7 protein-coding genes are annotated in these 4,723 nt (G+C 36.4%); 3 read left to right on the forward strand and 4 right to left on the reverse strand.

What is annotated here, in order from left to right; all coding sequences use genetic code 11:
• The first annotated feature begins 96 nt into the window (after positions 1-96).
• Positions 97-915, forward strand: a complete 819-nt coding sequence (locus OEW78_RS09955) for an SBBP repeat-containing protein (RefSeq protein WP_300327141.1) — start codon at positions 97-99, stop codon at positions 913-915.
• Between the two features lie 185 nt (positions 916-1,100).
• Here the strand turns inward: OEW78_RS09955 and OEW78_RS09960 are convergent, their stop codons facing one another.
• The 3 genes from OEW78_RS09960 to OEW78_RS09970 all read right to left on the reverse strand — a co-directional run bounded on the left by OEW78_RS09960 (position 1,101) and on the right by OEW78_RS09970 (position 2,399).
• A complete protein-coding gene (locus tag OEW78_RS09960) occupies positions 1,101-1,418 on the reverse strand; it encodes a hypothetical protein (RefSeq protein WP_300327142.1) in 318 nt (105 codons plus the stop codon).
• Positions 1,419-1,455: 37 nt separating this feature from the next.
• Complete coding sequence (locus OEW78_RS09965) at positions 1,456-2,040, reverse strand: NAD(P)H-dependent oxidoreductase (RefSeq protein ID WP_300327143.1); 585 nt, start codon at positions 2,038-2,040, stop codon at positions 1,456-1,458.
• 62 nt (positions 2,041-2,102) lie between these two features.
• On the reverse strand, positions 2,103-2,399 hold the full coding sequence (locus OEW78_RS09970; protein ID WP_300327144.1) for a rhodanese-like domain-containing protein: 297 nt from the start codon (positions 2,397-2,399) through the stop codon (positions 2,103-2,105).
• A 277-nt stretch (positions 2,400-2,676) separates the two neighbouring features.
• Here OEW78_RS09970 and OEW78_RS09975 point away from each other — a divergent pair, with 277 nt between their 5' ends.
• Positions 2,677-2,955, forward strand: a complete 279-nt coding sequence (locus tag OEW78_RS09975; RefSeq protein WP_300327145.1) for a peptidylprolyl isomerase — start codon at positions 2,677-2,679, stop codon at positions 2,953-2,955.
• 232 nt (positions 2,956-3,187) lie between these two features.
• A complete protein-coding gene (locus OEW78_RS09980) occupies positions 3,188-3,463 on the forward strand; it encodes a hypothetical protein (protein WP_300327146.1) in 276 nt (91 codons plus the stop codon).
• Here OEW78_RS09980 and OEW78_RS09985 read toward each other — a convergent pair.
• A partial coding sequence (locus OEW78_RS09985; protein ID WP_300327147.1) for a helicase-related protein occupies positions 3,460-4,723 on the reverse strand: 1,264 nt, incomplete at its 5' end. The genes OEW78_RS09980 and OEW78_RS09985 overlap by 4 nt on opposite strands.

Consider the following 4,723-nt stretch of genomic DNA (forward strand, 5'->3'; position numbering starts at 1 on the left):
ATGCCATTGAAACCATGGAAGACATTCTGAAAAGTAAGATAGAAATCTGAACCTGCCGGGAGCATTTTGATCAAATGAAACCCTCTTGAATTTCATGTGTCAGGGGATTCCAGAATAATTGACTGGCGTCATGTTCACGGTATTGGATTCAATCCTTCAGATCATTCTATTTTATACATCGCAACACATGGAGATTTTTACCAAAGCATTAACGGCGGACCTCCAACAAAAGTAGACAAGGTCAGAGCAGACTATATGGCATTTATCGCACCCACAATCCCTGGAATCCCTCTGTATGCAAGCGGTCATCCATCTACTGGAGGAAATACAGGACTGATAAAAAGCAGTGATGGTGGTGTCACTTGGGAACTTGTTTCTAATGTTATAGAACCTCCAGTGGACTTTCACTCCATGGCAACAAGTAAACAGAATCCTGAGATCATAGTTGGTTTTGATAGTGGTGCAAGAGGATTATTCAAGACGATTGATGCTGGAAAAACTTGGGAAACTCTAGAGTATCCAGAATATGTTTCAGCTTTGGCAATTTCTCCTGATGATTCTGAACTGATCTATGCAGGTACTGGCAATGGTATCTTCAAGTCAGATAACAGTGGACATGCATGGACTCAACTCGACATGTATCAAGGAATGGCGGTCTTTGCATTGGCATTCGATGATGATGGTAGGTTGTTTGCATCAGTCAAAACATTTGGCATTGTATATTCGGATGACTTTGGTGAATCGTGGAAGAATATGCAAGACATGGATCTTACCATTTCAAGCATTGCAGCTGATTCTAAAAATAATTTTCTCTATGTTGGGGGATATTCTTCTGGAGGATTCCAAGAAGTCTATAAAATCAAATATGATTCAAGTTCTTACGAACTGATTGGGACCAACAAGGGGTTGAAGTAATTGGAATCAAATGTCAAACAAACTTGTGGTTATTGTCCTGAAGACAAATGCATACTTGATTGTGAAATATGCAACCCAAAAATAAACAAAGATTCCAATTGTGATTGTTAAGATTTAATTCAATTTTCTTCTAAAGGCCCAATTTTAAACTAGTTTTCAAACTTACACGTGGGTATGATTTTAACTCAAACACCAGTGTTTTCATCTTTAGTAAGTTCAAGATAGACTTTGTCACCTACTGAGAGATTCATCTCCCTGTACTCGTGCATGTCAAGTTTTAGTGATGTACCTCCTGCCATCATTCCACCCATGCCTGAGATTATCTTGTTTAGATCTTTTACCATGTCTCCCATTTTGGCAGGGTCCATCATCTTTGAGGGATCAAACTGGGAGAGATTTTTGTTTCCCTCTTTAAGATCTTTTGAAGATGTCAATGAGACTATAACGTAAGGTGCACCATCAGGTGATGCATCGATTCTCTTTATTACAAATTCTTTGCGCATGGGACAGATTTAGCAAGATGTCCTTATAATCAATCCTTCACCTATAACGAGCAGCAAATGTGTCTGACTCTTTACTTTGAAGGTCTTTTTTGTATTGGTCTGCAATCAGACTCCCATATACTGCCAAATCTCTGGCAATAGTTTCAATACGGGAAAGAATGTTTTCATTGGTAATGTTACCCTGTTTGTCAAAATCCTGGTCAGAGTTCACTGAAATGCCATATGGCATACTCCATCCATAGCATTGTCTTACAACGGTTCTCATCTGGTCCATAACTGTGAGGCCTTTTTCGTGTGATGCACAAATGTATCCAAATGTTTTTCCTGCAAAATCAGACCAGAAGAAATCCAGAAAATTTTTCATTACTCCTGACATTGAACCGTGATAATCTGGAGAGGCCAGAACAAAAGCATCTGCCCATTTTACATACTCTGTAACTTTGTCAAGTTCCGGTGAACTGTTTTGTTCAGGATGATACATCGGTAGTTGTAATTCCCGTAGGTCTAGCAGCTTTATTTCTGCACCTCTCTTCTCTGCTTTTTCCAATGCCAATTTTAAAACACGTGTACTATAGGATGATTCCCTCATACTGGAGGCTACACCTAATATTTTTAGACCCATCTTTGTATCGATTGATGAATTTATGTTGTATTTGAGTTACACGTGGATCTTAAAATTAAAAATCAAGATTCATTCCATGATGGGAATCCACCATCTAATGTTACAGCATTGAATCCCTCCTTAACTAGTTCATCAGCCGCTATGTTTCCTCGGTAACCAGTTCCACAATAGGTACACATCTTCTTATCTCTAAGATCCTCTATCTGTTTCTTTTTTGCATTCCTAATTGTCAGTCCAAGAGGCATGTGTTTTGAACCATTAATCTTTCCATTTGCAAGCTCATCTGCTTCTCGAACATCAATTATAATAAATTCATCTTTTCTGGATTTGAGTTCATCAGCTGAAATTTTTTCTGCCATTTCTCTTACTCTCAAATGATCTAATTAAAAATTTAACCTATTAGCAAAATTATTCTAATGAATTGAAAAACCATTCATTATTCAATCCAAGTAGAATTTTCTATTCCACGTGGGTCTAGAATCCTACCGCTTAACTATATCCCCCTTCATGTGTGCTCCCAGTATAATTTGAACTCCAATTATAAGAAAATCAACAATTAATGAATTTTGAGACTAATTTTGTGATGGATTTGTACCATGAAAAAATAATTAAGATGGGAAATAATTCAAAATAGAAATGTCAGTCAAGATAAAATGCTCACATATACTTGTAGCAAAACAAAGTGAATCGCTTGTAATTTTAGAGAAAATCAAAAATGGTGAAAAATTTGGAAAATTGGCAAAAGAATTGTCAATTGATTCAGGAAGTGCAAAAAAGGATGGAAATTTAGGTTATTTTACAAAAGGCACGATGGTAAAGCCATTTGAAGAGGCAGCATTTAAACTACAGATTGGAGAAATTTCTCAGCCAATCAAAACGGAATTTGGATACCATATAATTAAAAGATTGGAATGATTTTAATCAACATATCAATTTTAACTTTTCAGTACCACCATCAATTTCCAGATTTTGGCTTAAAAGTTAAAACTAATTTGGGGGGTAATTTTTGAAATAATTATATCATTTGATTTTTGTGTTCGAGGTCAATCGGGATTCATGTCAAAAAATAGTTTAGAAGAATACTTTCACACCTAGAACCCAAAATAAAACACACAACATTTTTTGGGACAATACAGCAAAATTACTTGTGGCCCTATTAAATGAGAAGGCATTAGACGAGATTCTCAAATATCTGGAGAAGTCAATTGCCAATTTGGCAAAAGAAACATTTGAGAATTTAGAGATAGAAGGAGGCCCTCAAGAAGTAAAGAGTTTTCTGGAAAACCAATTTGAATTAAGACTGGAGAATTTACTTGTAGCAAAAAAAAGCAGCATTCATCACTTAGAATCAGGAATGAAAAATAAAATTATCCAGAAAAAACAAAAGATTTTTGAGCAAATTTCTGTCCAATACGAAATCTAGAGGAAAGCATCCAACCCTGTTTTTTGGGACTCGGTCTCCTGGTTTTTTTCCAAGACTTTGGTCATTTTGTCACCCATTGATCGTGCTGCAGTCATTTTTCTTTTTCCAATCCAATAGTACGTCTCATCAATAGTATTTTTAGCAATTAACACTACTAGCTTACCGGTATCTTTTCTTCCAGTTCTCCCCTTTCTTTGAATAAATCTAATCGAACTTGGAACGTTATCATAAAAAATAACTTGATTAACTTCAGCGATATCCAATCCTTCTTCGCCAACACGTGTAGCAACTAACACCTGAAAAGCACCGTCTCGGAATTTTTGGACAGTCTCAATCTGTTTTTTTTGTTTTAAACCGGCGTCACCTGCTTTTCCAATCAAGATTCCCGCAGAGATTCCCATATCAGTCAATTTATTAAAAATCATATCAACAGAGTCGCGATAGCTGGTAAATATTAGAGCCTTGCCAGGAACTGATTCAAGAATCTCTTTAAGTTTTGGTATTTTAGAATGTTCAATTCCACGGGATTGCGCTTCCTTTGCAAGATGAATGGCCCTTGTAAAATTAGGATCTACTTCAAAGAGGTCCTTGATTCCCACGCCTTTTTTTGCTTGTGCGCGTTCACAGAATTTTAGAAACGGCGTAATCCCATGAGCCTCAAGAATGTTTAGAGCATAATGAATTCTAATTCCAGTAAAGAGGGGTTTTGCAGATCGTCTATTCTGGTTCAATACAAACTGTCTGATTCTTAGTAGTGCAGAAAGTGATTTTTGCTCAGCCATACGAATACCATTTTTTCTTAGAGTGTCATATCTTTCATCTAATGCTAATTTCAATAACGTTTGAATTGATTTTAATTCAGCAGGCAGATCCACGTTAATCCATTCAGTGCGAGTTTCTTGAGTGTAAGGTTTTACATCAGGACTATCTTCTCTTCTTTCAGCCACACTTGAAATTCTAAGCTTTGTTAGAATTTCTGTTGCCTTTTCTTTTTCACTTGGAAGGGTTGCAGTCATTCCAAGAATCCTTGCAGAGGAATTTTCAAAATTTTGTGCAATTCCAGAATACGCATAATCACCAGCTGTTCGGTGAACTTCATCAAAAATTACAAGACTGAATTGATCGGGAGAAACAATGCCTCTATTCAAATCATTTCTAGCAATTTCAGGAGTGGCACAAATTACACTATTATTCCAGAGTTTAGTTCTTTTTTGGATTGGATCCTCACCAGTAATCAACGAGATATCATCCAAAGTAAGA

The organism is Candidatus Nitrosopumilus sp. (genome assembly GCF_029882185.1).
Taxonomy (GTDB): domain Archaea; phylum Thermoproteota; class Nitrososphaeria; order Nitrososphaerales; family Nitrosopumilaceae; genus Nitrosopumilus.